Origin of the sequence: Marinobacter sp. bablab_jr003, assembly GCF_016464245.1 — a bacterium.
GTDB classification, from domain to species: Bacteria; Pseudomonadota; Gammaproteobacteria; order Pseudomonadales; family Oleiphilaceae; genus Marinobacter; species Marinobacter vinifirmus.
In genome coordinates, this window is the sequence record NZ_JADARC010000134.1 from 19,744 (window position 1) to 45,964 (window position 26,221).

General features: G+C 60.8%; 29 protein-coding genes and 1 other RNA gene. 20 read left to right on the top strand and 10 right to left on the bottom strand.

Features of this window, described 5'->3' with window-relative positions; translation table 11 throughout:
• Positions 1-109 precede the first annotated feature (109 nt).
• From ubiE to H3Z84_RS15820, 9 genes are all read left to right on the top strand, one after another.
• Positions 110-892, top strand: coding sequence for a bifunctional demethylmenaquinone methyltransferase/2-methoxy-6-polyprenyl-1,4-benzoquinol methylase UbiE (gene ubiE / locus H3Z84_RS15780; protein WP_058341856.1), 783 nt, complete (start codon positions 110-112; stop codon positions 890-892).
• On the top strand, positions 892-1,533 hold the full coding sequence (locus H3Z84_RS15785; RefSeq protein WP_199458148.1) for a ubiquinone biosynthesis accessory factor UbiJ: 642 nt from the start codon (positions 892-894) through the stop codon (positions 1,531-1,533). Before ubiE ends, H3Z84_RS15785 begins: the two co-directional genes overlap by 1 nt.
• Positions 1,530-3,173: a ubiquinone biosynthesis regulatory protein kinase UbiB gene (ubiB, locus tag H3Z84_RS15790; RefSeq protein ID WP_199458149.1), complete on the top strand. Its 1,644-nt coding sequence runs from the start codon at positions 1,530-1,532 to the stop codon at positions 3,171-3,173. The genes H3Z84_RS15785 and ubiB overlap by 4 nt, the downstream gene beginning before the upstream one ends.
• A 27-nt stretch (positions 3,174-3,200) precedes the next feature.
• On the top strand, positions 3,201-3,617 hold the full coding sequence (hisI, locus tag H3Z84_RS15795) for a phosphoribosyl-AMP cyclohydrolase (RefSeq protein WP_199458150.1): 417 nt from the start codon (positions 3,201-3,203) through the stop codon (positions 3,615-3,617).
• Between the two features lie 12 nt (positions 3,618-3,629).
• Positions 3,630-3,959 carry a phosphoribosyl-ATP diphosphatase gene (locus H3Z84_RS15800; RefSeq protein ID WP_022988338.1) on the top strand — a complete coding sequence of 110 codons (330 nt, stop codon included), beginning with the start codon at positions 3,630-3,632 and terminating at the stop codon, positions 3,957-3,959.
• Positions 3,960-4,045: 86 nt separating this feature from the next.
• A complete protein-coding gene (tatA, locus tag H3Z84_RS15805; RefSeq protein ID WP_022988339.1) occupies positions 4,046-4,273 on the top strand; it encodes a Sec-independent protein translocase subunit TatA in 228 nt (75 codons plus the stop codon).
• A gap of 11 nt (positions 4,274-4,284) precedes the next feature.
• A complete protein-coding gene (gene tatB / locus H3Z84_RS15810) occupies positions 4,285-4,734 on the top strand; it encodes a Sec-independent protein translocase protein TatB (RefSeq protein ID WP_199458151.1) in 450 nt (149 codons plus the stop codon).
• Positions 4,731-5,513 (top strand): twin-arginine translocase subunit TatC, encoded by a 783-nt coding sequence (gene tatC, locus H3Z84_RS15815; protein ID WP_199458152.1) that lies wholly within the window; start codon positions 4,731-4,733, stop codon positions 5,511-5,513. The genes tatB and tatC overlap by 4 nt, the downstream gene beginning before the upstream one ends.
• Entirely contained in the window at positions 5,513-6,232 is a 720-nt protein-coding gene (locus H3Z84_RS15820) for a 16S rRNA (uracil(1498)-N(3))-methyltransferase (protein WP_199458153.1), read from the top strand. Before tatC ends, H3Z84_RS15820 begins: the two co-directional genes overlap by 1 nt.
• A 19-nt stretch (positions 6,233-6,251) precedes the next feature.
• Here H3Z84_RS15820 and H3Z84_RS15825 read toward each other — a convergent pair whose 3' ends face one another.
• From H3Z84_RS15825 to H3Z84_RS15845, 5 genes are all read right to left on the bottom strand, one after another.
• The gene (locus H3Z84_RS15825; RefSeq protein ID WP_199458154.1) at positions 6,252-7,166 is read right to left on the bottom strand and encodes a DUF808 domain-containing protein; all 915 of its coding nucleotides are present in this window, start codon (positions 7,164-7,166) and stop codon (positions 6,252-6,254) included.
• A 96-nt stretch (positions 7,167-7,262) separates the two neighbouring features.
• On the bottom strand, positions 7,263-8,486 hold the full coding sequence (locus H3Z84_RS15830; RefSeq protein WP_199458155.1) for an FAD-dependent monooxygenase: 1,224 nt from the start codon (positions 8,484-8,486) through the stop codon (positions 7,263-7,265).
• Complete coding sequence (ubiH, locus tag H3Z84_RS15835) at positions 8,476-9,762, bottom strand: 2-octaprenyl-6-methoxyphenyl hydroxylase (protein ID WP_199458156.1); 1,287 nt, start codon at positions 9,760-9,762, stop codon at positions 8,476-8,478. The genes H3Z84_RS15830 and ubiH overlap by 11 nt, the downstream gene beginning before the upstream one ends.
• A 4-nt stretch (positions 9,763-9,766) precedes the next feature.
• Positions 9,767-11,086, bottom strand: a complete 1,320-nt coding sequence (pepP, locus tag H3Z84_RS15840) for a Xaa-Pro aminopeptidase (RefSeq protein ID WP_199458157.1) — start codon at positions 11,084-11,086, stop codon at positions 9,767-9,769.
• Positions 11,087-11,098: 12 nt separating this feature from the next.
• A complete protein-coding gene (locus H3Z84_RS15845; RefSeq protein ID WP_036219211.1) occupies positions 11,099-11,698 on the bottom strand; it encodes a UPF0149 family protein in 600 nt (199 codons plus the stop codon).
• Positions 11,699-11,882: 184 nt separating this feature from the next.
• On the opposite strand from H3Z84_RS15845, the gene H3Z84_RS15850 reads away from it, so the two are divergent.
• Positions 11,883-12,458, top strand: coding sequence for a ZrgA family zinc uptake protein (locus H3Z84_RS15850; RefSeq protein ID WP_199458158.1), 576 nt, complete (start codon positions 11,883-11,885; stop codon positions 12,456-12,458).
• Between the two features lie 5 nt (positions 12,459-12,463).
• Here H3Z84_RS15850 and H3Z84_RS15855 read toward each other — a convergent pair whose 3' ends face one another.
• Complete coding sequence (locus H3Z84_RS15855) at positions 12,464-12,976, bottom strand: DUF3299 domain-containing protein (protein WP_199458159.1); 513 nt, start codon at positions 12,974-12,976, stop codon at positions 12,464-12,466.
• A 69-nt stretch (positions 12,977-13,045) separates the two neighbouring features.
• Between H3Z84_RS15855 and H3Z84_RS15860 the strand changes: the two genes are divergently transcribed.
• The 6 genes from H3Z84_RS15860 (at position 13,046) to H3Z84_RS15885 (ending at position 16,485) form a co-directional block, all read left to right on the top strand.
• Positions 13,046-13,747 (top strand): ABC transporter ATP-binding protein, encoded by a 702-nt coding sequence (locus H3Z84_RS15860; RefSeq protein ID WP_199458160.1) that lies wholly within the window; start codon positions 13,046-13,048, stop codon positions 13,745-13,747.
• Positions 13,744-15,021 (top strand): ABC transporter permease, encoded by a 1,278-nt coding sequence (locus tag H3Z84_RS15865; RefSeq protein WP_323126975.1) that lies wholly within the window; start codon positions 13,744-13,746, stop codon positions 15,019-15,021. Before H3Z84_RS15860 ends, H3Z84_RS15865 begins: the two co-directional genes overlap by 4 nt.
• A gap of 118 nt (positions 15,022-15,139) precedes the next feature.
• Positions 15,140-15,346 carry a TIGR02449 family protein gene (locus tag H3Z84_RS15870; protein ID WP_022988352.1) on the top strand — a complete coding sequence of 69 codons (207 nt, stop codon included), beginning with the start codon at positions 15,140-15,142 and terminating at the stop codon, positions 15,344-15,346.
• Complete coding sequence (locus H3Z84_RS15875; protein ID WP_022988353.1) at positions 15,346-15,642, top strand: cell division protein ZapA; 297 nt, start codon at positions 15,346-15,348, stop codon at positions 15,640-15,642. Before H3Z84_RS15870 ends, H3Z84_RS15875 begins: the two co-directional genes overlap by 1 nt.
• Before the next feature lie 62 nt (positions 15,643-15,704).
• Positions 15,705-15,884, top strand: a non-coding RNA gene (ssrS, locus tag H3Z84_RS15880) — 6S RNA.
• A gap of 4 nt (positions 15,885-15,888) precedes the next feature.
• Positions 15,889-16,485, top strand: coding sequence for a 5-formyltetrahydrofolate cyclo-ligase (locus H3Z84_RS15885; RefSeq protein WP_206768900.1), 597 nt, complete (start codon positions 15,889-15,891; stop codon positions 16,483-16,485).
• On the opposite strand, the gene H3Z84_RS15890 is transcribed toward H3Z84_RS15885, so the two are convergent.
• On the bottom strand, positions 16,467-16,631 hold the full coding sequence (locus tag H3Z84_RS15890; RefSeq protein WP_173637054.1) for a hypothetical protein: 165 nt from the start codon (positions 16,629-16,631) through the stop codon (positions 16,467-16,469). The genes H3Z84_RS15885 and H3Z84_RS15890 overlap by 19 nt on opposite strands.
• Positions 16,632-16,987: 356 nt before the next feature.
• Positions 16,988-18,529, bottom strand: coding sequence for a threonine ammonia-lyase, biosynthetic (gene ilvA / locus H3Z84_RS15895; RefSeq protein WP_199458162.1), 1,542 nt, complete (start codon positions 18,527-18,529; stop codon positions 16,988-16,990).
• Between the two features lie 137 nt (positions 18,530-18,666).
• Here ilvA and rpiA point away from each other — a divergent pair, with 137 nt between their 5' ends.
• The 3 genes from rpiA (at position 18,667) to ppa (ending at position 21,245) form a co-directional block, all read left to right on the top strand.
• Positions 18,667-19,347 (top strand): ribose-5-phosphate isomerase RpiA, encoded by a 681-nt coding sequence (gene rpiA, locus H3Z84_RS15900; RefSeq protein WP_199458163.1) that lies wholly within the window; start codon positions 18,667-18,669, stop codon positions 19,345-19,347.
• A gap of 133 nt (positions 19,348-19,480) precedes the next feature.
• Positions 19,481-20,620 carry an acyl-CoA dehydrogenase family protein gene (locus tag H3Z84_RS15905; protein ID WP_199458164.1) on the top strand — a complete coding sequence of 380 codons (1,140 nt, stop codon included), beginning with the start codon at positions 19,481-19,483 and terminating at the stop codon, positions 20,618-20,620.
• 97 nt (positions 20,621-20,717) lie between these two features.
• A complete protein-coding gene (gene ppa / locus H3Z84_RS15910) occupies positions 20,718-21,245 on the top strand; it encodes an inorganic diphosphatase (protein ID WP_022988360.1) in 528 nt (175 codons plus the stop codon).
• A 92-nt stretch (positions 21,246-21,337) separates the two neighbouring features.
• On the opposite strand, the gene H3Z84_RS15915 is transcribed toward ppa, so the two are convergent.
• Both H3Z84_RS15915 and H3Z84_RS15920 read right to left on the bottom strand, forming a co-directional pair.
• Entirely contained in the window at positions 21,338-22,390 is a 1,053-nt protein-coding gene (locus tag H3Z84_RS15915) for a DUF2333 family protein (RefSeq protein WP_199458165.1), read from the bottom strand.
• Between the two features lie 22 nt (positions 22,391-22,412).
• Complete coding sequence (locus H3Z84_RS15920) at positions 22,413-24,398, bottom strand: EAL domain-containing protein (protein ID WP_199458166.1); 1,986 nt, start codon at positions 24,396-24,398, stop codon at positions 22,413-22,415.
• Positions 24,399-24,602: 204 nt separating this feature from the next.
• Between H3Z84_RS15920 and H3Z84_RS15925 the strand changes: the two genes are divergently transcribed.
• Complete coding sequence (locus tag H3Z84_RS15925; protein ID WP_199458167.1) at positions 24,603-26,213, top strand: diguanylate cyclase; 1,611 nt, start codon at positions 24,603-24,605, stop codon at positions 26,211-26,213.
• Positions 26,214-26,221 lie beyond the last annotated feature (8 nt).

The window sequence follows — 26,221 nt, forward strand, 5'->3', positions numbered from 1 at the left end:
TTTTCTCGGTGATTTGGAAACGGTTTTACAGTGTAAGCCGGCAATAAACTTGTAGCCAACCCCTCAAAGGTTAGAATACCAACCTTAGATTCTGACAGGACGAACACCCATGAGCGAGCAGCAAGCACCGGGCACTCCCGGCAACGGCCAGGACGACGTCACCCATTTCGGGTTCCGCGATGTACCGAAGAGCCAGAAAGCCAGCCAGGTAGCCCAGGTTTTCCACAGTGTGGCCGGCAAATACGACCTCATGAATGACCTGATGTCGATGGGCATCCACCGCCTGTGGAAACGCTTCACCATCGAGCTCAGCGGTGTTCGCCCCGGCCACCAGGTGCTCGACATTGCCGGTGGCACCGGCGACCTGACCATGAAATTCTCCGACCTGGTAGGCCCGTCCGGCAAGGTAGTGCTGGCCGATATCAACGCCTCCATGCTGCAGGTAGGCCGCAGCCGCCTGACCGACCGGGGCTATGCCGGCAACATTGAATATGTCCAGGCCGATGCCGAACACCTGCCGTTCCCGGACAACAATTTCCAGGCGGTTTCCATTGCCTTCGGCCTGCGTAACGTCACCGACAAAGACCAGGCCCTGCGCGACATGGCCCGGGTACTGAAGCCCGGCGGCAAGCTGATGGTGCTGGAGTTTTCCAAGCCCACCAACCCGCTGTTGAGCAAGGCCTACGACACCTACTCTTTCACCGCCCTGCCCCTGATGGGCCAGCTGATTGCCGGTGACAGCGAGAGCTACAAGTACTTGGCCGAGTCCATCCGCATGCACCCGGACCAGGAAACCCTGAAAGGCATGATGGAAAACGCCGGCCTGGTGAACTGCAAGTACTACAACATGACCGGCGGCATCGTGGCCCTGCACGTGGGAATCAAGCCCTGATGTTTCCCGGCCCTACCCTGCTGTCTGCCATCAGCGTCATTATTGAAGCCGCGCTGAACCGGGCCCTGGAGCTGGATCCTGCCGGCCACAAGGCCCTGATGCAGGCACTGGCAGGGCCGGTTCAGTTCAGCCTGACCGCGCCGGTGGCCATGAGCTGGACACTGGAACCTGTGGCAGACAGAGTACAGGTACGCAGCCAGCCCGCAGACGCCCCGGCCCTCGAGATCAGCGGCCGGCCGGTTGCCTTCGCCGCCCTGGCACTGGGTGATGACCGGGTCTTTGCCGACGAGCGCCTGCAAGTACAGGGCGACACCGCCCTGGCCCACCAGTTCCAGCGGGCCCTGAACCAGCTGCAGCCCGACTGGGAAGCCGCCATGGCCCGGCACATCGGCGATGTGCCCGCGCACTTTCTGGGCCAGCGTATCAGGAATGCCGCGAAATGGAGCCGGCAGGCGGTCAGCACCATGAACGCCAACGTGGAGGAATACATCCACGAAGAAAGCCGCACCCTGCCCGGCCGGCGCGAACTGGAAGCCACCTTTCAGGACATCGACGAGCTGAACCTGCGCACCGAGCGGCTGGAAGCTCGCCTGAACCAGCTGGCAGCACCCGGTAGCATTAACGATACGGAGACCCTGTGACCCGCCTGCAACGCCTGTTCCGAATTGCCTGGGTATTCTGCCGCTACCGGCTGGACACGTTTCTGCCCCTGTCGGAACTGCCCACGCCCCTGAAGGTCTTTTTCCTGCTGGCGCCCTGGCATCTCTTCCCGCAACCGAAGCTGAGCCGCGGCGACCGCCTGCGCCTGGCACTGGAAGAGCTGGGGCCGGTATTCGTCAAGTTCGGCCAGATTCTCTCCACCCGCCGGGACCTGCTGCCCGATGACATGGCCGAATCCCTGAAGCAGCTGCAAGACCGGGTGCCGCCCTTCCCCAGCGACCAGGCCCGGGGCATTATCGAGAAGTCCCTGGGTGCCCCGGTATCCGAACTGTTTGCGGAATTCAGCCCGGACCCGATGGCCTCGGCCTCGGTAGCCCAGGTGCACGCTGCCACCTTGCGCAGTGGCCAGAAGGTTGTCGTTAAAGTGCTGCGCCCCAGCATCGACAAAGTGATTCGCCAGGATCTGGGCCTGATGTACCTGATGGCCGGCCTGCTGGAGAAATACTGGTCTGAAGGCAAGCGCCTGCACCCGGTGGATGTGGTGGCCGACTACGATGCCACCATCCACGACGAACTGGACCTGCAGCGCGAAGCCGCCAACGCCAGCCAGCTGCGCCGCAACTTCGAAAACTCCAAGCTGATTTACATCCCTTTCATCGACTGGGATTACACCAGCAAGTCCGTACTGGTGATGGAGCGCATCCACGGCATTCCCATTGCCGATGTGGATACCCTGAGAAACGCCGGCGTGAACATGAAAGTTCTGGCTGAGAAAGGCGTCGAGATCTTTTTCACCCAGGTGTTCCGGGACAGTTTCTTTCACGCCGACATGCACCCGGGCAATATCTTTGTGGACATCTCCAACCCGGCAGACCCGAAATACATTGCTATAGATTTCGGCATTGTCGGCACCCTGGCCCCGGACGATCAAAGCTACCTGGCCCGCAACCTGCTGGCGTTCTTCCGCCGGGATTACCGCCAGGTGGCGCAGTTGCACATCCAGTCCGGCTGGGTACCACCGGATACCCGGGTGAACGAATTCGAAGCCGCCATCCGTACCGTGTGCGAGCCTATTTTCGAGCGGCCGCTGAAAGACATCTCCTTCGGCCACTTCCTGTTGCGCCTGTTCCAGACCGCCCGCCGCTTCAATATGGAAGTGCAGCCGCAGCTGGTGCTGCTGCAGAAAACCCTGCTGAACGTGGAAGGCCTGGGCCGCCAGCTGTATCCGGAGCTGGATCTGTGGAGTACTGCCCAGCCGTTCCTTGAGGACTGGATGCGCAAGCGCATCGGCCCGGCCGGGCTGGTCAAGTCACTGCAAACGCACCTGCCGTCCTGGCTGGAGCAGTCTCCGGAGATGCCGCAACTGGTGCACGATGCCCTGTTACAGCTGCGCGGCAGCGGCCCGACCGAAGAGCAGAACCGGGCAACACTGGAGCTGATGAAGCAACAGCAACTGCGCAGTGAACGGCGCTGGCGCCGGGGCTTTATCGCCGCCGTACTGGCCGTGATTGCCGTGGGCAGCAGCCATCCGCAGGCACAGCAACTGGTGGCCGACATGCCGGTGTGGAGCTGGGCATTGCTTGCCGCAGCCGCAGGCGTCATGCTCCGGGGTAGCCGGTGAACACAAAGATTTTCAGGATTCACACAAATGCAAGATTCCCCCGATAACGTCTTACAGCCTGGCTGGCTGGACGACATCAAATGGACAGACGACGGCCTGATACCGGCCATCGCCCAGGACGCCGACAACGGCGACATCCTGATGATGGCCTGGATGAACCGGGAGTCCCTGGCATTGACCGTTCAGGAAGGCCAGGCGGTGTACTGGTCCCGTTCCCGCGGCAAACTCTGGCGCAAGGGCGAAAGCTCCGGGCACCAGCAGGTGCTCAGGGATATCCGCCTGGACTGTGATGCCGATGTAATCCTGCTGAAAGTGGAACAAAAAGGTGGCATTGCCTGCCATACTGGCCGGCGCAGCTGTTTTTACCGGACCCTGAAAGATGGCCAGTGGGTAAGTGCCGAACCGGTACTGAAAGACCCTAACGCCATCTACGGCAGCAACTGAGGAGCAGACACCGTGAGCGATGTACTGGAGCGCCTGGCGCATGTGCTGGAAGCCCGAAAAGAGGCAGACCCGAACACCTCCTATGTGGCCAGCCTGCATGCCAAGGGCCTGAACAAGATTCTGGAGAAGGTTGGCGAGGAGTGCACCGAAACCCTGCTGGCCGCCAAGGATGCCGAACATTCCGGACAAACCCGGGATGTGGTATACGAGACAGCAGACCTGTGGTTCCACAGCATGGTCATGCTGTCGAGCCTGGGCCTGGGCCCGCAGGATATCCTGGATGAGCTGGCCAACCGGTTCGACCTCTCCGGCCTGGAAGAAAAAGCGTCACGGCAATCCTGAGGGAGTACCCCTAACGGGGATTTCCGCCTGAGGTAATCGTTGGCGTACAATGTCACGTAACAGAAACAATTGAACGAGGAACCCTCATGGGTATCAGTATCTGGCAACTTCTTATCGTACTCGGCATCGTTATCCTGTTGTTCGGAACCAAGAAACTGCGCAATATCGGCTCCGATCTCGGCGGTGCTATTCGTGGCTTCAAGAAATCCATGAGCGACGAAGAAGAAAAGAAGCAGGCTGACCAGGATAACCTGGAGGGCCAGCAAGCCGAACAGGCCCAGGCCGAAGAAAAGCCCAAGGAAAAGCAGAGCTGAGCAACCACTGAATGTTCGATATCGGCTTCATTGAGCTGCTGATCTGCGGCATTATTGCCCTGCTGGTGCTGGGCCCTGAACGGCTGCCCGGCGCTGCACGGGCGGCTGGCCGCTGGATTGGCGGCGCCCGGCGTATGGTTGGTCAGTTCACCTCTGAACTGGACCGCGAGCTGAAAGCCGAAGAATTGCGCAAGGAACTGAAAAAGGCTGGCGATGTTGGCCTGGATGATGTGCAGAAGACGGTCAAAGGTGCCCTGGATGAGGCCAAGAAGTACGAGCACATGATCCTGGACGACGGCGCCAGGAAAACCCGCCCGGCTCCCGCTACCCGCCGGGTTAACAAGCCGGAGGAAAGCAGCCACGATTCGGCAACAGCCCCGGCGGATCAGGGAAACACCACATCCAGCGCCGACGCCGAGCCCGGCCCATCGACTGAGAGTTCACCGGATCATCGTTCATGAATGCCAAGCCAGACGGCAATCAAGCATCTTCTGAACAACAGGAGATGCCCCTGATCGAGCATTTGCTCGAGCTGCGTAACCGATTACTGAAAATGGTGCTGGCAGTGATTATCTGCTTCGCCGTTATCTACCCGTTTGCCAACGATCTCTACCTGCTGTTGTCCCAGCCCCTGAGGGAGTTGTTGCCGGTGGGCCAGATGATGATCGCCACCGACATCACCTCGCCGTTCTTTGCGCCCCTGAAACTGGCCCTGGTGCTGGCAGTGTTTGCCGCCATCCCGGTCATCCTGTACCAGCTCTGGAGTTTTGTGGCGCCGGGCCTCTACGCCCACGAAAAACGGCTGGCATTCCCACTGCTGTTCACCTCGGTCATCCTGTTCTACGCCGGTGCCGCCTTCGCCTACTTCGTGGTGTTTCCGCTGGTGTTCGGTTTCTTTACCGCCATCGGCCCGGAAGGCATCGTGGAACTGCCGGACATCACCAGCTACCTGAACTTCGTGCTGAAGATGTTCTTCGCCTTTGGTGTGGCGTTCGAGATTCCCATTGCTACCGTACTGCTGATCCTCACCGGCGCCACCACGCCGCAGGATCTCGCCGCCAAGCGTCCGTACGTGGTCGTCGGCTGCTTTATTATCGGCATGCTGCTGACCCCGCCAGACATCATTTCCCAGACGCTGCTGGCGGTGCCGATGTGGATTCTGTTCGAATTTGGCATCATCTTTGGCCGCCTGGCCTACCGCGAGCGTGAACAGGTCGCCGAAGACGAACCGGAAGCCTGATGAACCTGGCCCTGCTGCTGGACGAAGACTTCGTCAGCCCAGACCGTGCCCGGCTTCAGGGCCGCCGGCTGCAACACCTGAAAACCGTACTCAAGGCCTGTGCCGGCGACCGCATTCCGGTGGGCCGGGTCAACGGCCTGATGGGGTACGGTGAGGTACTCAAGCTGAACGACTCCGAGGCGGAACTGCAGCTAACGCTGGACACCCCGCCACCGGCCGCCCTGCCGCTGACCCTGATCCTTGCCATGCCACGCCCCAAGATGTTCCGCCGGGTGCTGCAAACCTGCGCCTCTCTGGGCGTGAAAGATATCTGGCTGATCAACAGCTACAAGGTGGAAAAGAGCTTCTGGCAAACGCCCTGGTTGTCAGACGACAACCTGAGGGAAAACCTGACACTGGGCCTGGAACAGTCAAAAGACACGGTGATGCCAAAGGTGCAGATCCGCAAACTGTTCAAACCCTTCGTGGAAGACGAATTGCCGGCCTTGCTGGAAGGAAAACGGGCACTGGTCGCCCACCCCGGCATGGCAGCGCCCTGCCCCACCCACCTGAACGAACCCGCCGCCCTGTGCATCGGCCCGGAAGGCGGCTTCACCGACTACGAAGTGGGTAAACTCGAAGAAGCCGGCTGCCAGAGCGTGCACCTCGGCCCCCGTATCCTGCGGGTAGAAACCGCTGTACCGGTGCTGGTCAGCCGGTTGTTTGACGCCTGCCTGTGAGCTGACAGGCGTGAGAAGGTTACGCCGCCTTGCGCTGCCAGAGTTTCGAGACCGGTGTGATCACCAGTACCAGAACAGCCCCCGCCAGCAACCCGAACAGGCCATCCCCCAACGTGGTGACCAGCACCTCCGGCACCGATGAGACCATACCGGCCACATGGTGAATGGCGTCGTACACCGCCGGAATGCCGTGGGTCAGAATACCGCCACCCACCAGGAACATGGCAATGGTGCCCAGTACCGACAGGGTTTTCATCATCCAGGGCGCCAGCCAGAGTATGCCGTGCCCCACTTTCTGCGCCATGGCGCTCGCTTTCTGGCTCAGGTAGAGACCGGCATCGTCCAGTTTCACGATGCCCGCCACCAGGCCATAAACCCCCACGGTGACCATCAGCGCCACTACCGTCAGCACCGCAAACTGCATTCCGAACCCCTTGCCCGCCACGGTGCCAAGCGTGATGGCGATGATTTCTGCGGAGAGGATAAAGTCGGTGCGAACAGCGCCTTTGATCTTGTCTTTCTCGACCGTTTTCAGGTCCACTTCCGGCTTCTTCAGCGCTTCCCGGAGTTCTTCCCGGTGCTTCTGTTCTTCTTCCTTGTGCAGGAATTTATGCACCAGCTTTTCAAAGCCTTCATAGCACAGAAAAGCGCCGCCAAGCATCAGTAACGGGGTGATCAGCCAGGGCACGAAGAAGCTGATGGCCAGTGCCGCCGGCACCAGAATCGCCTTGTTGATAAACGAACCCTTGGCCACCGCCCAAACCACAGGTATTTCACGGGCCGGCTTTACGCCGGTTACCTGCTGGGCGTTCAGCGCCAGGTCGTCCCCGAGCACACCTGCGGTCTTCTTGGTGGCGGCCTTGGTCATGACCGCGACATCGTCCAGGACGGTCGCAATGTCATCGATTAAAACGAGCAGGCTGGAGCCGGCCATAAACAGTTCCTTTGTTAATTCGACAAGAAGGGAAAGACCAAAGTTTACGAAAACCCGGAGCGGGAAAACAGTTCCGGGTACCCAGAACCGGACACGTCAGGCATCAATGCCCATCGCCTCCGCGGCAATGCGGTTTTTCAGCGGCGCCAGCTGGTTCAGCCAGCGCATGCCGGTGTTCCGAAGCCAGCGCACGGGTAATTCATCCCGGGCGAACAGCTGCTTGAAACCTTCCATCGCCGCCATCATGGCCAGGTTCTCACCCTTACGCCGGCGCTGATAACGGGCCAGCACCGAGGCATCATCCGGAGCCAGGCCAAGTTCCCTGGCACGCTCAAGCTCCTCCAGCAACGCACGCACGTCGCCATAGCCCAGATTTGCACCCTGCCCGGCCAGCGGGTGGATGGTATGGGCGGCGTCTCCCACCAGGGCCAGGCCATCGGCGATGTAATCCTTGGCGTGGCGCTGGCGCAGGGGAAAGGCAAAGCGCCGGGAAACCGCCAACACCTCACCCAGCTCCCGCTCGATGGCGGCTTCCAGCTCCTTCCGGAAACTCTCGGTCCCCAGCGCCATCAGGCGTCGGGCTTCTTCGGTGTCCTGGGACCAGACAATGGAGCAGAAGTGTTCATCCCCGGCTTCATTCAGTAACGGCAGGAAGGCCAGTGGCCCGGTTGGAGAAAACCGCTGCCACGCCGTGTAGCGATGGTTCTGGCTGGTGCGGACGGTACAAACGATGGCCTGCTGGTCGTAATCCCATTCTCGGGTTGCCAGGCCGCTCCACTGGCGCAAGCGCGAAAGCGCGCCATCTGCGCCCACCACCAGCCTGGCAGCCAGGCACCGACCGTCTTCCAGCTCCACACCCTGCCCCCGGCTCCAGGCTCTCACCCGCACGCCATCCAGCAACTGTACCGAGCTGTCTGAAAGGCTTTCGAACAGGGCGCGAACGATGTTCCGGTTCTCGACGATGGTGCCAAGGTTGCGGGCGTGCAATTCAGCCGCATCGAAATGAATCCGGCCAGTGCCGTCACCGTCCCACACGGTCATTTCCCGATAACCACAGTGGCGGCTGGCCTGTACCTTCGGCCAGGCTCCCAGTTCTTCCAGCAAGCGCTGGCTGGCCAGTGAAATCGCGCTGACCCGGGGCTCGAAGTCGTCAACCGAGCTGGCGGGTTCGGCCGGCGCCATCAGGCTTGCGGCCGGCGCACCTTCAATCAGACCCACCTGCCAGCCTTGGCGGGACAAGCCCAGGGCCAGTGCGGAGCCGATCATGCCGCCACCGACGACCAGGATATCGAATTGCTGTGTTGGGGCATCAGCGGTCATGGTGTTCGGACTCCTGCAAAGACTCAGCGGCGGAAATCACCGGCTTGCGGCCACCGGTACCCATGGCCTTGCGGGCAAACCAGCGCTTGGCTCCGGGCACCAGGTCCAGCCCGACCAGGCCGGCATCCCGGGCGGCAGCCAGCGGTGGCAGGGATTGCCCGAAAACACGGATCAGGGAATCAGAGAACTGCACTGTCTGCTGCCAGTCCTGGCGATGCAGGCGCTGGTATTCACCCAGCACAGACAGGTCACCGATCGACACACCGGCATCCACCGCCTTGCGGAACTGTTCCACCAGCGTCACCAGCCCACGCAGGGCCAGGTTAAAGCCTTGCCCGGCCACCGGATGCAGGGCATGGGCGGCGTTGCCCACCAGGGCCACGCCGGGGCGCACGGCTTCGTCTACAGTTACCAGCTTCAACGGGTAATGATTGCACTGCCCGATGCGGGTAAAGCGCCCGAGACGCCAGCCGAACCGATCCTGCAGCTGCCGGCATTTTTCATCGTCAGACACCGACAGTATGTGCTCCAGCGCGCTGTCAGTCAGCGTCCACACCAGCGCAGACTGGTTCTCGGCCCGCACCGGCGAACCATGGGGCAACAGGGCCATGGGGCCGGAATCGGTAAAACGCTCGAACGCGGTGTACCCGTGCGAATCGCTGGTGGACACGTTGGCAATCAATGCATTCTGGCCATAGTCCTCGGTTCGGGTCACAAAGCCCAACTGTTCCCGAAGTCCGGAACGGCCGCCATCGGCCACCACCAGGCACTGACCGGTCAGGGTTTGTTCTTCACCCTCTTTACGGATGCTGACCTTCACACCACCGACAATCGGCGTCATGCCAACCACTTCTGCCGGCGCCTGCCAGCTTACCGGGGTTTCCAGCAGCGACCGCATGAGGCAAAGCCCCATCCAGCGATTGTCCGCCACATAACCCAGGGCCGGCTGGCCATGATCGGCAGCATCCAGCCGGGTGGCGCCGAACCAGCCCCGGTCAGATACATGAATATTCCGGATGGGCGTCGCGTGTTCAGATAGCGCAGCCCACAAACCCAGCTCTTCGAAGATCAGCCGGGAGCCCCAGGCCAGCGCCGTGGAACGGGCGTCATAGCTGGGCTGGTAGTCGTCCGGCAGGGCATCGGGCGAGAGCGGAAAACTTTCCACCACGGTCACCCGCAATTCCGGCACCACGCGGGCCAGCGCCAGCGCCAGAGTGGCGCCGGCAAGGCCGCCACCGGCAATAATCAGGTCGGTATCCATCCGGGGTTCGGTCACAGGCTCAGTCCGCCATCAGGGCTTCAATATCGGCCACGGTTTTAGGCACCGCGTCGGTCAGCACGCGGCAACCGTCTTTGGTTACCACCACATCGTCTTCGATGCGAATGCCAATACCGCGCCATTTTTCCTCTACGTTCTCGTTATCCGGCGCAATGTACAGCCCGGGTTCTACGGTCAACGCCATACCCGGTTCCAGCTGGCGCCAGGCATCACCTACCTTGTAGTCGCCCACATCGTGCACATCCAGCCCCAGCCAGTGGCCGGTGCGGTGCATGAAAAACGGTTTGTAGGCTTCACTGGCAATGGCATCGTCCAGGCTGCCGGACAGCAGCCCCAGATCTATCAACCCCTGGGTCAGCACCTTCAGAGCCGCCTCGTGGGGGTGGTTCCAGTGGTTACCGGGGCGCACCGCATCAATGGCGGCGTACTGGGCATCCAGAACCACGTTATACAGAGCTGTCTGTTCCGGGCTGAACTTGCCGCTGACCGGGAAGGTGCGGGTAATGTCAGAAGCGTAGCAGTTCAGCTCACAACCGGCATCGATCAGCACCAGGTCGCCCTCTTTCAGCGGCGCGCTGTTCTCGATGTAGTGCAGGATGCAGCCGTTGGCACCACCACCCACGATGGAAGGATAGGCCGTGGAGCGGGCACCGTGTTCCATGAAGGTGTGGATCAGCTCGGCTTCCAGGCTGTACTCATAGCCACCCTTGCGGGCCCGCTTCATGGCGCGGCAATGGGCTTCGGCGCTGATTTTCCCGGCCCTGGCCATCACTTTCACTTCGGCCGCACTCTTGTACAGGCGCATGTCGTGCAGCAGGTGTTCAAGGGCCACCAGCTCACCGGGCGGATGGGCACCGGCCCGCACCTTGCTACGGATGACCTTCACCCAGTCCATCACCCGGTTATCGAAGACCGGGTCTTTGCCCAACGGGTAATACACCCGGCTTCGGCCTTCAATCATGCCGGGCAGGATGTCGTCGATATCGCCGATCGGGAAGGCATCGTCCAGGCCATAGCGCTCGATGGCTCCCTCTGGCCCCACCAGAAAACCGTCCCAGAGTTCTTTCTCCGGGTTACGCTCCTTGCAGAACAGCACGGTCTCGCCGTGTTCCCGGCCCGGAATCAATACCAGTACCGCTTCCGGCTCGCCAAACCCGGTCAGGTACTGAAAGTCGCTGTCCTGGCGGAACGGATGCAGAACATCCCGGTTACGCACACGCTCCGGCGCTGCCGGCAGAATGGCGATACTGTCCGGAGCCATCCGGTCCATCAGTTTTCGGCGGCGGTCGGCGAATTCTTTCATCGGAATCATTGAGGCCATGCTGTCTCCTGATCAGTGCAGGGTGGGCGTTGCGCCAGCCGGTTTCTCCGGCTCATTGAATTCGGTAAACACCGCCAGGGCACCCAGGCGGACGTATTCGGTGATTTCCAGCAGTTGCTGCTCGCTTTCGTCGTCGGACTCTTCGTCTTCCGACAGCTGGCTGATGGCAACCATGTCTTCAATCAGTTCACGGATTTCATCCGGAGCCTGCCCCAGCGAAGCACCGGCCGCCAGGGCCATGCCCTCGAGGAAACCTCGCACCCAGGCGATCAGGGCTTCCAGGCGCTGCTCAATGGCATAGTCGTCATCCGGCAGCAGGGGCTGGAAGGTCATCTCACTGGATTGCAACTGCGCCAGGGTTTTCTCGTAGGCACCGTACATGAACGGCGCCAGGTCATCCGATTCTTCCATGGCCTGGTCCGCCAGCCCCATGTGCTCGCACACCATGGCCAGCCACTGCTGTTCTTCAATACGGGTGCCGGCCGCCAGCCGACCACAAAGCACACCGTGCAGTTCGGAGGGGTGGCTGAAGGCCTTGTGAGCCGTGAAGACGTTGGCCCAACGTTCGAATTCGGCAGCGCGGGCGGCACCTGAAGTATCGCTTTCAGACATGAAAAAACCGGTTCCTGTTTCGGGGGAGACTGCCGGGGCCATTGCCCGGCCGCTCCGTCTGTTTGAGGTGTCTATCCTAGCATTACGGCGCTGTGCTGGCACGGGCCGGCCAGATCGGCACTTGCTTTTACCGGGCCAAAGGAGAAAAATGTTATAACATATCAAAACACCGGAGATTCCCCCGATGCGAAAGCGCCTGCCCTTGTCCGCTTCCCCCAGACTGATCCTGGCCCTTGGCCTGGCAACCGTTACGGCACCTGCCATGGCAAAGGACAACCCGGCCGCTCACCAGCATGGCCATGCCGAACTCCAGGCTGCCTTTGACGGTGAACAGATTGACCTGTTGCTGGAGTCGCCGGCCTGGAACCTGCTGGGCTTCGAACACCAGCCCCACACAAAGGAACAGCGGCAGAAACTGGACGGTTTGCGCGAATGGGTGGCCGCGAATGCCCTGATCAACACCGAAGGAGGCAACTGCCGGGTGACCACTTCGGAACTGCATACCGGCTGGGAAGGGCATGAAGCTCACGATGACCAAGGGCATGACCACGGCCATGACCAGGACGCCCACGCAAACCATTCCGACCTGGAAATCACCCAGAGCCTGCAGTGCGATGCCTTGCCCGATGCTTCCGCCTTCACCGCTCCCATACTCGACGCCTTCCCGACCCTGGAGCACCTGAATGTGCAGTGGGTGTCGGCACAGGGCCAGGGTGGCACCCGGCTGACCCGGTCCGACAACCGTTTCCGGCCGGGGTAGTAAACTTACTCGGTATAACGCTCTACAGACTCCGCCACCATGGAATAAGACGAAGTACCCAGGTCGTTTTCGGTACGCTCAATCACCAGCTTGCCTTCGATCCAGACCGGATCGTACAGGGCTTCCAGGGTGAAGCCTTCGCTGTACTTCACATGGATAATCTGGTTCGGCGGTGGTGGCGGTACGTGGATACAGGCGCCGTAGTAAGGCACCAGGAAGAATTCGAGGATGCGCATGTCACCGGTGGTTTTCAGGGGTACCACAAAGCCCGGAATACGGCCTTCGACATCGCCCATTTCCGGCACAACCCGGCCCGTCATGATCTCGTCGGGCAACAAAACCGGGCCATCGCCTTCGTGCTCCACCTCAGGCATGCTTTCCAGCAATGCCAGGTCTTCGGCCGGCATCAGTTCCAGCCAGTCGATTTCCCGGAGCTCGGCCCGGGCTGATAATGACAACAGCAACATCAGCGGCAAAAGGCAGGCAAACAATGCCCGGGACTTCGGATACACTGGCATGGACGACATCTCCAATCAGGGTGATTCACAACACGGCCCACATCATACAACGCAACCGACCAGACCGATATGAACAGCAGTACAGCAACCGCCAGATCGGCCTGCCCGGCCATAGAGACCCGAGGCCTGATGTTTCGCTGGCCAGGCCGGGAACAGCCGCTCGTTTTTCCTGACATGTCCCTGGCCGCAGGCGAACACCTGTTTCTGCACGGGCCCAGTGGCACCGGCAAAAGCACGTTGCTGGGCCTGCTGGCCGGGATGCAGACGCCGCAAACCGGTTCGGTCAGCCTGCTGGGGCAGCAAACCAGTGCCATGAGGGCCGGCGCCCGGGATCGCTTCCGGGCTGACCATATGGGCGTCATTTTCCAGCAGTTCAACCTGGTGCCTTACCTGAGCGCGCTGGCCAATGTGACCCTGCCCTGCCGGTTATCGGCGCTGCGCCGGGCCCGTGCCGACCAGCACCCGGATGCCGCTGCCAGCGAACTGCTGACGGAACTTGGCATCCCCGAGAACCACTGGCACCACGGGGTTACCAATCTGTCCATCGGCCAGCAGCAGCGAGTGGCCGCCGCGCGGGCGCTGATCGGCGCGCCGGAAATCATTCTGGCCGACGAGCCAACCTCCGCCCTGGACACCGACAACCGCGACCGCTTCCTGGATCTTCTGCTGACGCTGGCCAGGGAACGGCAATGCTCGGTGGTATTTGTCAGCCACGACAGAAGCCTGGCCAGCCACTTCCACCATCAGCTGGCCCTGGGAGGTACGCCGTGAGCAAGGTCCGACTGGCACTCTCCCTGGCAACGGCCAGCCTGTGGTATCGGCGCAAGGTACTGGCACTGGTTTGCCTCACCCTTACCCTGAGCGTCACGCTACTGCTCGGAATCCAGTATCTTCGCACTGAAGTCCGGCAGTCATTTACCAGCACCATCAGCGGAACAGACCTGATTGTTGGTGCCCGCAGCGGCCAGCTGAACCTGCTGCTGTATTCGGTCTTCCATATTGGCGATGCCACCAACAACATCCGCTGGTCCACTTACCAGAAGCTGGCACAGGACAAGCGTATCGACTGGGTGGTTCCGGTCTCACTGGGCGACAGCTACCGGGGCTACCGGGTAGTAAGCACTAACGCACAGTTCGTTGAACGCTTCCGATATGGCAACGATCAGCCCCTGGAACTGGCAGCCGGCCACTGGTTCACTGATCTGTTCGACGTGGTGCTGGGCGCGGGCGTGGCCCGCCAGCTCAACCACCAGACTGGCGACAGCGTTGTGCTGTCCCACGGGGGTGGACGCACCAGCTTTGCCAACCATACGGACCTGCCATTCACAGTGTCCGGCATTCTGGCACCTACCGGCACCCCGGTAGACCAGGCGGTTTACATCAGCCTGGAGGCCATGGAAGCCATCCACGTGGGCTGGGAATCCGGCATTGCCCTGCCCGGCCGAACCCTGACAGAAGAGAAGGCAAAGACCCGCTCCTTCGAGCCAGACGCCATTACCGCAGCGTTTATCGGGCTGGACAAGCCGATACTCACCTTCCAGCTGCAACGGGAGCTGAACCAGTATCGCGAGGAGCCCTTGTCCGCCATTCTGCCGGGCGTTGCCCTGAGCGAACTGTGGCGCATGATGGGCCAGTTTGAGAAAGCCTTGCTGGGCATCAGCGCGTTTGTGGTCATTACCAGCCTGACCGGCCTGATTGCGGTGCTGCTGACCATTCAGGCCCAGCGCCAGCAGGAAGTGGCAGTGTTACGGGCTACCGGTGCCCCGCCCATCCTGATTGCCTCGCTGTACAGCTTTGAGTGTGTGGTACTGGCTCTGGCGGCCTGTGCCCTGGCGCTGCTGCTGGGCGCCGGCGCCATTGCCGGCCTGGGCCCCTGGCTTCTGGACCAGTACGGCATACAGATCGGACTTCGCGGCCTGAACCGGGCAGAATGGCTCCTGCTGGGCTTGGTACCGGTGGCGGCATTCGTGGTTTCGTTACTCCCGGCCTTGCGCAGCTGGCAAAAGAGCCGCAAGCTGGGATTTGCCGGATCCGGCGGCAGCTGACCTGCCACTGAAAGTGACAGGCTTCACGGCGCCGGCGCCATGACAATGCGGTAAATTGACCGTTATGGTGCGGGCACTTATAGTTACCGACATCCAAATTACTCATATTGGGCACGTCATGGAACAGTCCGAAGTACAGGCATTAGCGGACAAGCTGGACACACTGATTGAACGCTGCAAGAAGCTCGAGAAGGATAACGCCCTGCTGCGCGAGCTGCAGGACGACTGGAACCGGGAACGGGCCCAGCTGATGCACAAGAACGATCTTGCCAAAAACAAGATTGAAGCCATGATCGGCCGCCTGAGAGCGCTGGAGCACCACTGATGTCACAGCAGTCAACCACCGTTGAAGTCCGGATCCTCGATAAGGAATACCTGGTGGCCTGCCCGCTGGAAGAGCAGGAGGCCCTGCTGCGCGCAGCCCGGCACCTGGACAGCAAAATGCGGGAAATCCGGGCCAGCGGCAAAGTGTTCGGCACCGAGCGCATTGCCGTCATGGCTGCCCTGAATATTACTCACGAACTGCTGGAGCGTGACACCATGTCTGACGCCACCAGCAGCCTCCTGAAAGCCATGGACAACCGCCTGGACGAAGCCCTTGGGGGCAGTTCCGGCAACTGATTCCGGAAACTTTCCGGAATGGGGGTTGCAATCGGCCCCGGCCCTGCCCGTATAATGGATTCAACTTCCTGGGCTGTTCGCTGGTCGGGTACGTCCTCGAGCCGATGCGCACTACCCAGGTGGCTACTTCAGGGCATTGTGAGCATGTCCCCCACGGGGGAAAGCCTGATATGTCACAGCGGCCACCGACCTTGAACTTTGGGTTCAAGGGCTACATCCGATAACGGCAGCCCGGGAAGCTTTATTTTGGACACCCTGTCCCGCACCGAACTTCGCAAGCATTTGCGCCGCAAGCGCCGGTCCCTGAGTTTTGAGCAACAGCAGCAAGCCTCTGAACAGCTGGCTCTGAACCTTCTGAAACATCCGGACCTGCACCGCGCCCGGCACATCGGCATCTACCTGGCCAACGACGGCGAGATCGACCCGCACCTGTACATTGACCTGGCTCGTCGCAAAGGGATTCACTTTTACCTGCCGATCCTGCACCCGGTCTACCCGGGCAAGCTGGTATTCAGCCCTTATTTCGACGGCATCCGGCTTAGCGCTAACCGCTTCGGCATTCCCGAACCGCCGTTCCCGCGCTCAAGGCGCAGGCCGGCATGGGCACTGGATGCTGTGCTGTTTCCGCTGGTAGGTTTTGATGAAAACGGGGGCCGGCTGGGCATGGGCGGCGGTTTTTACGACCGTACGTTCGCCTTCAGCCGTATTCGCCCGGGCATGGCGCCCAAGCTGATTGGCCTGGCCCATGATTTCCAGAAGGTAAGGGAGTTGCCCATCGAGCCGTGGGATGTGCCGTTACACGGGGTGGTAACGGATAAGCGTCGTTACCGGTTCAAGCCCTGACTGGCTGACTGTACGAAGCTGGTCACAGGAACGTCTCTGGCAGAGCGTTTGTCTTCTGAAGCCTGAAGTGACGTAAACCCGGTAATGACAAGGCCGACCGCAAAGATCAGTACGATGGTGCGGATGATGTCTGGCTTGCCTCTCATTTCACGTGGTCCCATTTCTTCTTGGTTCTAATTGGCTGGAAAATCAGGTGGCTATTCTCGACTTGGAGAATTAGACGAAAGACTAACACGTAACTTCAATTTTACAATTATTGACAGGTTACGATTACGTAAGAGTTATCACTTAGCTTCGGCCTGCTTGTCGAGCATTCGCGTTCGGCGACCGAAACCGGGCGAGACACGATAGGAGAAGCAGGGGCTGGTGGGGCCTTCCGAAACTGTGCGGAGCCAGGGATGGCGGAGCTCAAGCGTCACATGGATGTGCCGAAGGAGCGTGTTTCGGAAGGCCCCACCAGCCCCTGATTCGGCAATCCACGCAAAAGGCCCGTGCCCGGTTTCTACTTTGCGTTGCCGCTTCCGTTACCCGCGCCCAGGAACAACCGGTAGGCCTCGTTATCGGTCATGTTTTCGTAGCGGAAGCCCACTTTCTCCAGCATTTTCTCGAAATCCGGAATTTCCGCTTCGTTAACCTGGGCACCCAGCAAAACGCGGCTGTAGGCTGCGCCGTGGTTGCGGTAGTGGAACAGGGAGATGTTCCAGCGGGTGCCGAGGGACATGAGGAACTTCAGCAACGCGCCCGGGCGTTCGGGGAATTCGAACTGGTAGATGACTTCGTTGCTGACCGACGGGGCGTGACCGCCGACCATGTGGCGGATGTGTTGCTTGGCCAGGTCGCTGTCGGTGAGGTCGATGACGGAGTAGCCGGTTTCGCGCAGTTCCTGCACCAGTTCTTCGCGGCCCAGGCCACCGGCCTGGATCTGGATGCCGACGAAGATGACGGCTTCGCTGGCATCGGCGTAGCGGTAGTTGAATTCGGTGATGCTGCGTTTGTGCAGGGCGTTGATGAAGGTTTTGAACGCGCCCGGTTTTTCCGGGATGGTGACGGCCAGGATGGCTTCGCGTTTTTCGCCGATTTCGGTGCGTTCGGAGATGTAGCGCAAGCGGTCGAAGTTCATGTTGGCGCCGCTGAGCACGCCAGCCAGGTTTTCGCCTTCAAGCTGCTCCCGCTCGATGTACTTTTTCATTCCGGCCACCGACAGTGCCCCTGCGGGTTCTGCGATGGAGCGGGTGTCTTCGAATACGTCCTTGATGGCGGCGCAGATTTCGTCTGTCGAAACGGTGATGACTTCATCGACGGCGTCTTTACAGATGTTCCAGGGTTCTTCCCCGATCTGTTTAACCGCCACACCGTCTGCAAAGATACCTACTTCGTCCAGGATCACCCGCTCACCGGCCGCCATGGCGGCTTGCAGGCAGTTGGAGTCTTCCGGTTCCACGCCGATCACTTTGATGTCCGGGCGCAGGTATTTGATGTACGCCGCCATGCCGGCGATCAGGCCGCCGCCGCCCACGGGGATGAATACCGCGTGCATGGGCTGGGAAAATTGCCACATCATTTCCATGGCTACGGTGCCCTGCCCGGCAATAACGTCCGGGTCGTCGTAGGGCGGGATGTAGGTGTAGCCGTGTTTTTTGATCAGCTCCTGGGCATGGGCGGCAGCTTCGTCGAAGGCGTCGCCTTTGAGTACTACCCGGGCGCCCCGGTCCCGCACCGACTTCACTTTGATGTCAGGCGTGGTCTGGGGCATCACGATCACGGCCTTGATTCCCAGTTGCTTGGCCGACAACGCCACGCCCTGGGCATGGTTGCCGGCGGAGGCACAGATCACGCCCTTGGCTTTCTGCTCTTCCGAGAGCTGGGCAATCCGGTTGTATGCGCCACGAATCTTGAAGGAGAACACCGGCTGAAGGTCTTCACGCTTGAGCATAATATTGTTGCCAAAGCGCTTGGACAGGCTGCGGGCTTCAGTCAGCGGTGTTTCGATGGCGATGTCGTAAACCCGCGCATCGAGAATCTTCTTGATGTAGCGTTGCGGCATGATGGTTCCGGTTGCTGGTGAGTGGCTGGGAAAAACCTACAGTTTAGAAACTTTGCACGGCAGCCGTCTATAAGCACAGACACTGCGAGCGTATAATGAGAAGCGAATTCAACCCGACAATCCCCCGGAGCTCCGCCATGACCCAGGACGAACTGAAACAAGCCGTTGCCAAAGCTGCCGTAGACCACATTGCCCCGCACCTGGAGCCGAAAAGCATCGTAGGCGTCGGCACCGGCAGCACGGCCAACTTTTTCATCGATTACCTGGCCGAGCACAAAAACGATTTCGACGGCGCCGTAGCGAGCTCCGAAGCCACCGCCGAACGCCTGAAAAAACACGGCATTCCGGTGTATGACCTGAACGCCGTTAACGAAATCGAGTTCTATGTCGACGGTGCCGACGAAACCAACGAGCGCCTGGAACTGATCAAGGGCGGCGGCGGCGCCCTGACCCGGGAAAAGATTGTGGCTGCCGTCGCCAAGACGTTTATCTGTATTGCCGACGAATCGAAGATGGTGGGCATTCTGGGCGAATTCCCGCTGCCCGTGGAAGTCATTCCCATGGCTCGCAGCCATGTGGGCCGGGAAATCGTCAAACTCGGTGGCGACCCGGTTTACCGGGATGGCTTTGTCACTGACAACGGCAACATCATCATCGACATCCACAACCTGGACATCTCCCGACCGATCCAGGTGGAAGAGCGGCTCAACAACATTGTCGGCGTGGTTACCAACGGCCTGTTCGCGCGGCGCCCGGCCGACTTGCTGCTGCTGGGCACCAGCGAAGGCGTGAAGAGCATTGCCCGCCCCGGTGCCTGAACCAGAAGCACCAACCAAGCCGGCCAGCAGCGCCGGCTTTTTCTGGCCCATACGCACAAACCAAGCGCTTGCTTGGTGCAGAAATTTAAGAGACACTCCGGACAACGCTAACAAGAACGCAGGAAGCCCGATTGTGCCTGACTACTTCAACGAAACCCACGAACAGGTTCGCCTGACCGCCCGTAAATTTATCGAAACCCACGTACTGCCCCATATCGACGACTGGGAAGAAGCCGGCGAATTCCCCCGGGAAATCTACCAGAAGGCAGGCGACGCAGGGCTGCTGGGCATTGGTTTCCCGGAAGCGCTTGGTGGCGTTGGTGAAGGCGATATCTTCATGAAAGTAGCCGTGTCCGAAGAGCTGATGCGCTCCACCTCCGGCGGTTTTGTCGCCAGCATCGGTTCCCTGGATATCGGCCTGCCACCGGTGGCCAAGTGGGCTAAAAAAGAAATACGCGATCAGATCGTACCGCCGGTGCTCCGGGGCGAAAAAATTGCCGCCCTGGCGGTCACCGAACCCGGCGGCGGCTCCGATGTCGCCAACCTGAAAACCCGTGCCGTAAAAGACGGCGACCACTACATCGTCAACGGCAGCAAAACCTTCATCACCAGCGGCATCCGCGCCGACCATTATACCGTCGCCGTGCGCACCGGGGGCGAAGGCCACGCTGGCATCAGCCTGCTGCTGATCGACCGCGACACACCGGGCTTCTCCACCGGCAAGAAACTCAAGAAAATGGGCTGGTGGGCGAGCGACACTGCCGAGCTTTTCTTCGAAGACTGCCGGGTACCGGCCGACCGCCTGATCGGCGCCGAAAACGCCGGCTTTATCGCCATCATGAGCAACTTCCTGGCTGAACGCCTGAGCCTGTCCATCATGGCCTACATGACCGCCCAGCTGGCCTATGAAGCCGCGATGCATTACGTCAAGGAGCGCAAGGCCTTCGGCCGCCCGGTTTCAGGCTTCCAGGTAACCCGCCACAAGCTGGTGGACATGGCCACCCAGATCGACATCGCCCGGGAATACACCTACCGCTGCGCGGCGCTGATGCAGGCCGGCAAAAACCCGATCAAACAGGTGGCCATGGCCAAGAACTTCTCCGTCGACGTGTGCGAAAAAGTCACCCGCGAGGCGGTGCAGCTGTTCGGCGGCATGGGCTTTATGCGGGAATCGGTGGTGGAGCGCCTGTACCGGGATGCCAAGATCCTGTCGATCGGCGGCGGCACCACGGAAATCATGAAGGAGCTGATTGCCAAACAGATCCGGCTGTGACCAAGGTTTAGTTTCGAATAGCAGGAGACTTCCGTATAATTGCGCCCAATTTTCCACCGCAGTTAAACGAACACTAACGTAGCAGGAAGGATCGCACATGCAATTCGACAACATCCCCGCTGGCAAGAACCCGCCGGAAGACATCTACGTAGCCATCGAAATCCCGGCTAACAGCTCCCCGGTCAAGTACGAACTGGACAAAGACATGGGCGCCCTGCTGGTTGACCGTTTCATGGCTACCCCCATGTTCTACCCGGCCAACTACGGTTTCATCCCGCACACCCTGGCTGACGACGGCGACCCGCTGGACGTGCTGGTAGTAACCCCGTACCCGATCCAGGCAGGTTCCGTTATTCGCTGCCGTCCGGTGGGTGTACTGAACATGGAAGACGAAGCCGGTGGCGACGCCAAGCTGGTTGCGGTTCCCCACGACAAGCTGACCACCACTTACCACGACGTTAAAGAAATCGACGACCTGCCCGAGCTGCTGCGCGACCAGATCCGTCACTTCTTCGAGAACTACAAGACTCTCGAGCCGGGCAAGTGGGTGAAGGTACAAGGCTGGGACAACGCCGCCGCTGCCAAGCAAGCCATTGTTGATGCCGTGAACGCCTACAAAGGCTGATCACGTATCAGGCACAAAAAAACCGGGCAGCCCTAACAGCTCCCCGGTTTTTTTGTGTCTGCGTTACCCTCCCGGGTAACGCATATCCGTTGTTACCCCCGTGACAACAGGTCCCGCATGTCACTGATTGCTGCATTGGCCCGTGACAGGTAAGCGGCCATGGTCAGGGAGTGGTTAGCCAGCAGGCCAAAGCCACTGCCATTCAGGATCACCGGGCTCCACATGGATTCCTGGGCGCCTTCCAGCTCGATAATGATCTGCTTCACACTGGCCATGGCGTTCTTGTCCACAATCACCTTGCGGAAGTCCACTTCAATGGCCCGGAAGATGTGCAGCAGGGCCCAGGCACTGCCGCGGGCTTCGTAGAACACATCGTCAATCCTGGTCCAGTCGGTTTTCACATCCTCGCCGCCGATGTCTTCAGACAGCGGATCGTCCGGATCAAGGTTGGCAACCGCATCGGACACCGAGGCCTTGCCCACACTCTCGCTCAGGGTGCGGGACAGGCTGCCCAGACGGGTTTCCAGGTCTGCCAGCCAGTTACCCAGGTTGTCCGCGCGGGCAAAGAACTGGGCATCGGCCTGGGCGGGGTCCGACAACCGGTTCAGGTAGCGCTTGAGGGCATTGATACCGCGACGGTACTCAGCCTCGGTGGAGGGTATCGCCCAGCTCTCGCTGTCGAAGTGCAACTGGGGCTCGGCAATGGTCAGGTCCGGGTCTTCAGCCGATTGGCTCTGGGAACGGCTGATGTCTTTACGCATGGCCCGGGACAGGTCCCGCAGCTGCACCAGCGCGCCGTACTCCCAGTTGGGCATGTTATCCATCCACAATCCCGGGGGGAAGATGTCGTTGGAGATGTATCCGCCCGGCTTGTCCAGCAGGGTTTCGGCAATCCGGATCATGGTGGCGGTGGTGGCAAACCCGGTTACCGGCTCCCGCTCCATGGTGTTGGCCAGGGTTCGGGTATGGTCACGCACAGAGAAGGTATCCGGCTCGCTGCTCCAGTACATGCCGAGCACAATCGTAACCAGCAGGTATACCACCAGCACCGCCAGTACAAATTTACCGATTACACCACTGCCTCCGGTGTAATCCTGTACGTCTTCCTTTTTGTCCCTGAAGTACTGTCTGATCTTGCCCGACATAAGTCTCCCGTTCTCCCGTTGCTTATTCGTCTGCCCCGAAGGGCCTGCCCAGATGGTATCCCATGGCGCCATCAATACCCAGCTTACAGACTACCGAGTATTCCGCTTCGGTTTCCACTCCGGTGGCGAACACCCGCACGCCGCGGCTGTGCGCAATGCCGATCACCGACTCCACCCAGAACCGGTTCTCGCTGTGGCTGTCCAGGTCGTGGATAAAGCTGTTGTCGATACGAATGCCCCGGAAAGGCAGATTTCTCAGATAGCTGAACGGCACCCCGCCAACGCCGAAACGATCCACCATCACCGGAACGCCAATTTTCGCCAGCGCCCGGACCAGCCGGCCAGCCTTTTTGCGATGATGGTTCAGGGCCAGTTCGGGAATGCCTACCCACAGCCTGGCCACCCGGTTCCCGGCCCGGGCCAGCGCTTCCAGCAGGTCTTCACAGAAGCGGTCATCACCAACGGAGGAGACCCCCAGCGATATGGCCAGGGTTTGGTCCGGCGTCTGTTCCAGCATCGCCAGCACCCGGGCCAGCAACAACCGGTCAATGCCGGCAATCAGGCTCAGGCGTTCGGCCACGGGCAGAAACACCCCGGCCTTGAGGTCGCCCTCCGGCGCGGGAATGCGCGAAAACGCCTGGTAATGGGCCAGGGCACCGCCTTCACAGGTCACCATTGGCTGCAGCCACAATGACAGGCTCCCGGATTCAATGGCGCCGGCCAGCAGGTCGCGCCAGGATTCCATGGTGAGATGGCTGTCCGCCCCAGCCTGCTCCAGGCAGCAACCGGATTCGCACTTCTCCTGGGCCGCCCGCAAGCCTTCATCCGCCGCCGCCAGCAGGTCACGAACCCCGGCCCCGGGCAAAGCCACCGCCAGCCCTCCGTGCACGGCCGTGTCCATGGGCGAGGCAAGGTCGCAATAGATACCGTCCAGCTCCTGGATTAACCGCTCAAGCCAGTTCCGGGCGTCGGCTGCCGGCGCCCCTGGCAGAAACACCACAAACTCCGCGCCGGTGCACCGCCCGGCAAAGGATTGCGGGTGGCGGGCAGTAAATCCGGCCAGGCTTCCGGCCACCTGGCGCAGCAACTGGTCGCCCTCTTCACGGCCATAGGCCATGTTGTAATCGGCAAAGCCCGCCAGGCGGATCATGGCCAACACACCGGGAGCCGACTTTTCTTCCGACATGATTTCCGCTTTCAGGCGCTGATCAAAGGAACTGCGGCTGGCCAGCCCGGTTACCGGGTCTTCACTGTTCACTTTGCGCAAATGCTGGATAAGCCGGCCCTGACCGACAAACAAACGCTCCAGGTCGTCCGCCATCTGGTTCATGGCTTCGGTTACGCGGTTCAGCTCACGGGTGGAGCGGGTGCGCACCCGGTTCCGGAAATCCCGCCGGCCCCAGGCCCGGGCCTGCTGCTCCAGTGCCGACAGCGGCCGCAGTAACCGGCGCACCAACAGAAACAGGGCCACCAGGCCTGCACCGCCGATCGCCAGCACGCTAACCAGCAAGCCCAGGGATATGCGCCACAGGTCGTCGTAGGCGCGGCCCGGATGACTGACCACCCTGACCTTGCCCAGGCGCGACCAGCCCCGTACTACTTCCGCCTCCGCCTGCGGCAACGGCAGCTCCGCCAGGCGAATAAACCAGCCGGGGGCGGCCGCACCCTTCAGCGCCATACGCCGGCCCGCAATCTCCTGGCCGTCATGGCCGATGTATTCCACCGACAGGTAACGGCCGCTGTCAAAAACCGCATCCACCAGGGACGCCGAGGCCACAGGGTCTGAGCCGTCAATCGCGTTGGAGAGGGAAAGCCCGGTAGCGATCGCTCCGTCAAGGGCGTGGTCTGTGAGCTGGTCCGCCACGTAGTCCCGGAAGTGCCCGAAACTGGTGATAAACGCGGCGGCAAGAATGATCACCAACAAACCGCTGGTGAACAGGATCAGCAGGCTGCTCAGGGAGATTTCACCCTGCTGGGCTGCGAACGTGTTTGTGTGCTTCCTTGCCATGATATCCCGGCCCCGGCCATGCTGGCCTGAACGATTCCCGTGATCAGCGGCCCGTGACCGGTGCCGCAGAGTTGACAAACATTTACAGTGTGCAATCTACGCCGACAACATTAAACACTATAGACTCTGGAAACCGACTAAGGTTAGAAAGTTACCCCCGCGGATCGGGTGCATCTTCATAAAAAGGACACAGGCCGGAGCCCCATGAACGACGAGAGCCAGAAAGAAAAACTCAGGCAACACTTCGCCCGCCGTGTAACCACCCAGGCCCGGGTGGTGCTGGATACCTGGCAGAAGATCAGCGAGAACCGGGGCCAGGCCGAAAGCCTCCGCGAGCTGTTTGCCGCAGACACCGACAAACTGGTGCGCTACGCCCTGCGCTTCGAGATGAATGACCACGCCGTTGCCGGCAAGCGCATCCTGCAACTGCTGGCAAGCTGGGCACCGGGCACAGCCCTGGATGACAGCCTTGCGGCGCAATTGCAGGAAGCCACCGGCAGCCTGTGCCAGAGCACCCAGCGCCGCTCCGACCAGGCCACGGGCCAGGCACCGCAGCAATACCGGCGCACCCCGGTCTACATTGCCCTGGAAAACAGTGAAACCGCCAACCGGCTGATCCGCCAGCTGGAATTTTTCGGATTCCGGGCCGCTGCCTTCGGCACTGCCCGGGAACTGGTCGAGGCCTGCAATCAGGGCAAGCCGGAAACCATCCTGATGGATGTGAACTTCGGCGGGTCCGCCCTGGCGGGTATCAGCACCGTAGAGCAGTTACAGTCCCGGCACGAGACCCCCATCCCGATCATCTTCGTCAGCGAAGACGACGGCACCATTGAAACCCGGTTGCGGGCATCCCGCTGTGGCGGCGAGGAATTCTTCTACCCGGCTGTGGACCCGGGCCAGCTGATCGAGAAAATCGAAACCTACTGCAACGGAAATTCCAGCGAGCCCTATAAAGTGCTGGTACTGGACGATTCCCGGGCCCAGGCGAAATTCATGGAGACGGTGCTCAAGCGGGCCGGCATGAACGCCTACGTGATCACCGACCCGATGCAGATCATCAACGCCCTGGACGAGTTCTCTCCGGAAATCATCATTCTCGACATGTACATGCCCGGCTGCACCGGCACCGAGATCGCCCGGGTCATCCGCCAGCAGGACAAATTCCACAGCGTGCCGATTATCTACCTGTCGGCCGAGGAAGACGTGAACAAGCAGCTGCAGGCCATGAGCCTGGGCGGCGACGATTTCCTGACCAAGCCGATCGACCCCAAACACCTGGTGGCGACCATCCACAACCGGGGTCGCCGGGCCCGTTCGCTGCTGGCACTGATGATTCGCGACAGCCTGACCGGCCTGTACAACCACACCCACACCCTGTACCTGCTGGAACAGGAAATTGTCAGGGCGAGACAAAAAGACCAGCCGCTGGCCTTTGCCATGATCGATATTGACGAGTTCAAGAAGGTCAACGACACCTACGGCCACCCCATCGGCGACCGCATACTGCGCAGCCTGTCCATGTTCCTGAAACAGCGCCTGCGCAAAACCGACCACATCGGCCGCTACGGTGGTGAGGAGTTTGCGGTGATCCTGCCCAACACCTCCGCCCAGGATGCACAGAACGTGCTCGATGAAATCCGCCAGCGTTTCTCCGAGCTGCAGCAGCAGGCCGGCGAACAGGAGTTCCGGGTGTCGTTCAGCTGCGGCGTTGCCGACTGGCAGGGCGACAGTGCCCAGACACTGTGCGAACGGGCCGACAAGGCCCTGTATCGCTCGAAAGAACACGGCCGCAACCAGATCAGCCTGGCCTCCTGAGCCCTCCC

What these genes read in the sequence shown, in the direction of transcription:
- H3Z84_RS15845 (WP_036219211.1), bottom strand. Translation starts at nt 11,698, where the DNA reads ATGTCTGAAAGCGATACTTCAGGTGCCGCCCGCGCTGCCGAATTCGAA.
- tatA (WP_022988339.1), top strand. Translation starts at nt 4,046, where the DNA reads ATGGGTATCAGTATCTGGCAACTTCTTATCGTACTCGGCATCGTTATC.
- H3Z84_RS15875 (WP_022988353.1), top strand. Translation starts at nt 15,346, where the DNA reads ATGTCACAGCAGTCAACCACCGTTGAAGTCCGGATCCTCGATAAGGAA.
- H3Z84_RS15785 (WP_199458148.1), top strand. Translation starts at nt 892, where the DNA reads ATGTTTCCCGGCCCTACCCTGCTGTCTGCCATCAGCGTCATTATTGAA.
- ubiE (WP_058341856.1), top strand. Translation starts at nt 110, where the DNA reads ATGAGCGAGCAGCAAGCACCGGGCACTCCCGGCAACGGCCAGGACGAC.
- H3Z84_RS15850 (WP_199458158.1), top strand. Translation starts at nt 11,883, where the DNA reads ATGCGAAAGCGCCTGCCCTTGTCCGCTTCCCCCAGACTGATCCTGGCC.
- ilvA (WP_199458162.1), bottom strand. Translation starts at nt 18,529, where the DNA reads ATGCCGCAACGCTACATCAAGAAGATTCTCGATGCGCGGGTTTACGAC.
- H3Z84_RS15825 (WP_199458154.1), bottom strand. Translation starts at nt 7,166, where the DNA reads ATGGCCGGCTCCAGCCTGCTCGTTTTAATCGATGACATTGCGACCGTC.
- rpiA (WP_199458163.1), top strand. Translation starts at nt 18,667, where the DNA reads ATGACCCAGGACGAACTGAAACAAGCCGTTGCCAAAGCTGCCGTAGAC.
- H3Z84_RS15830 (WP_199458155.1), bottom strand. Translation starts at nt 8,486, where the DNA reads ATGACCGCTGATGCCCCAACACAGCAATTCGATATCCTGGTCGTCGGT.
- H3Z84_RS15855 (WP_199458159.1), bottom strand. Translation starts at nt 12,976, where the DNA reads ATGCCAGTGTATCCGAAGTCCCGGGCATTGTTTGCCTGCCTTTTGCCG.
- pepP (WP_199458157.1), bottom strand. Translation starts at nt 11,086, where the DNA reads ATGGCCTCAATGATTCCGATGAAAGAATTCGCCGACCGCCGCCGAAAA.
- tatC (WP_199458152.1), top strand. Translation starts at nt 4,731, where the DNA reads ATGAATGCCAAGCCAGACGGCAATCAAGCATCTTCTGAACAACAGGAG.
- H3Z84_RS15925 (WP_199458167.1), top strand. Translation starts at nt 24,603, where the DNA reads ATGAACGACGAGAGCCAGAAAGAAAAACTCAGGCAACACTTCGCCCGC.
- tatB (WP_199458151.1), top strand. Translation starts at nt 4,285, where the DNA reads ATGTTCGATATCGGCTTCATTGAGCTGCTGATCTGCGGCATTATTGCC.
- H3Z84_RS15870 (WP_022988352.1), top strand. Translation starts at nt 15,140, where the DNA reads ATGGAACAGTCCGAAGTACAGGCATTAGCGGACAAGCTGGACACACTG.
- H3Z84_RS15920 (WP_199458166.1), bottom strand. Translation starts at nt 24,398, where the DNA reads ATGGCAAGGAAGCACACAAACACGTTCGCAGCCCAGCAGGGTGAAATC.
- H3Z84_RS15915 (WP_199458165.1), bottom strand. Translation starts at nt 22,390, where the DNA reads ATGTCGGGCAAGATCAGACAGTACTTCAGGGACAAAAAGGAAGACGTA.
- H3Z84_RS15890 (WP_173637054.1), bottom strand. Translation starts at nt 16,631, where the DNA reads ATGAGAGGCAAGCCAGACATCATCCGCACCATCGTACTGATCTTTGCG.
- H3Z84_RS15820 (WP_199458153.1), top strand. Translation starts at nt 5,513, where the DNA reads ATGAACCTGGCCCTGCTGCTGGACGAAGACTTCGTCAGCCCAGACCGT.
- hisI (WP_199458150.1), top strand. Translation starts at nt 3,201, where the DNA reads ATGCAAGATTCCCCCGATAACGTCTTACAGCCTGGCTGGCTGGACGAC.
- H3Z84_RS15860 (WP_199458160.1), top strand. Translation starts at nt 13,046, where the DNA reads ATGAACAGCAGTACAGCAACCGCCAGATCGGCCTGCCCGGCCATAGAG.
- ppa (WP_022988360.1), top strand. Translation starts at nt 20,718, where the DNA reads ATGCAATTCGACAACATCCCCGCTGGCAAGAACCCGCCGGAAGACATC.